The sequence below is a fragment of the Pseudomonadota bacterium genome, from assembly GCA_010028905.1.
GTDB lineage: Bacteria > Vulcanimicrobiota > Xenobia > RGZZ01 > RGZZ01 > RGZZ01.
Genome location: RGZZ01000814.1, coordinates 1 through 1,379 on the forward strand (window position 1 = coordinate 1; position 1,379 = coordinate 1,379).

Below are 1,379 nucleotides of genomic sequence, written 5' to 3' on the forward strand. Positions count from 1 at the left end.
GTTCTACGCCATCCTCGCGCGCAAGCACGCCGACGGCGACGCAGACGGTGCCATCCAATACGAGGTGCACACGCTCCGAGGACGGCGTGTGCACCTCGTATTGGATGGCACCGTCTGCGTCGCCGTCGGCGTGCTTGCGCGCGAGGATGGCGTAGAACTGGAAGTTGTGGCGGTGGGGGCGGTCTATTTCTAGAATGGCGTCGGCATGGGTGCGGCAGCGCGCGAGCTTGTACGAGGGCGTCACCACGCGCCGGGGGTGCTCGGCGCTCCGGAAGCGGGTGGTCTTGCACGAGTAGCCGACGCCGTCGTAGAGGACGTCCACACCCGAGCGGTTCGATTTGGGGTCCCATTCTAGGCGCTTGGCGGGATCGTATGCGGAGCACGCCTCTGCCAGGACGCGCTCCCAGGCGTGCTCCGCATACGATCCCGCCAAGTTCGCAGCGTTCAGCCCCCCACGCCTCGGCGCCGCCCCCTGGTGCGCACGATCCTTCCCTTTCCCATCCCGGACTTGCTCGAACTCGAACGGTTCGGCAGCGTGGGCCTGGGGGAGTTGCAGTACGACGGCGCCACGGTCACGAGCATCACCCTTATGAAAGACACCCCCAACAGCTTCATCCTCCAGGTGGGTTGCTTCGTCGACGACGAGAATGGCGGAGGGATCACCCATGGCGTGCGCAGCTGCGTGGTCTTCACGGACCACATCATAGAGATCGGCCGCGACTACATCGTGCTGGACGTCATGCCGACCCCTGGGCCCGCGCCCGCGCAGTAAATATATTATTGTATTGTTGTAAAGGAAGGCCGATGTGGTTTGCGGTGATAAGCACCATCATCCTCGGCTCCGTGATCGTGGCCTACGTAGAATACATGCGCCAGGAGCTCATCCGCCAGTCCAACGATGTGGTCGAGCAGCGCGTGAGCCAATACGACTCTCACAACCGGAGCCAGCTCAAGAAGATGGCCGACGAGGTCAACCAGAACGACACCAGCCTGCAGGCAAGCAACTCCCAGCTGGCGGCGCTGGTGGCGCAGTCAGAGAAGCGGCTGGCCGCGTCCATCAGCGACCAGCGGACCAAGCTGGTGACGATGCCCCAGATGCTCGACGCCATCAACGAGTCCCAGGGCATCATCAACTCGCAGTGGAAGCCCGCCACGTCCAACAACACCGCCATGATCGTGGCGCTCTCGAACGCGTTCGTGCCAGTGGCGGCGACCACGAGCGCCAACACCGCCGCCATCCGCAGCAACAACGACTCTCTCATCTCTCTCATCACGCAGCTCCAGCAAAACCTGCCCCAGCGGTCGGCGTTCCAAGGGCCCACCTCGTCCGACAACCTCGGCATCGGGCCCGCGGCGAGCGCCGAGACGGTGGCGGCCAT

3 protein-coding genes are annotated in these 1,379 nt (G+C 64.2%); 2 read left to right on the top strand and 1 reads right to left on the bottom strand.

The features are described from left to right. Positions 1-433, bottom strand: a 433-nt coding sequence (locus EB084_25550) for a hypothetical protein (GenBank protein ID NDD31630.1), incomplete at its 3' end; no start/stop codon positions are given. A 42-nt stretch (positions 434-475) separates the two neighbouring features. Here EB084_25550 and EB084_25555 point away from each other — a divergent pair. Together EB084_25555 and EB084_25560 are read left to right on the top strand one after the other, a co-directional pair. Continuing rightward, entirely contained in the window at positions 476-772 is a 297-nt protein-coding gene (locus EB084_25555; GenBank protein NDD31631.1) for a hypothetical protein, read from the top strand. 32 nt (positions 773-804) lie between these two features. Then, positions 805-1,379, top strand: a 575-nt coding sequence (locus EB084_25560; protein NDD31632.1) for a hypothetical protein, incomplete at its 3' end; no start/stop codon positions are given.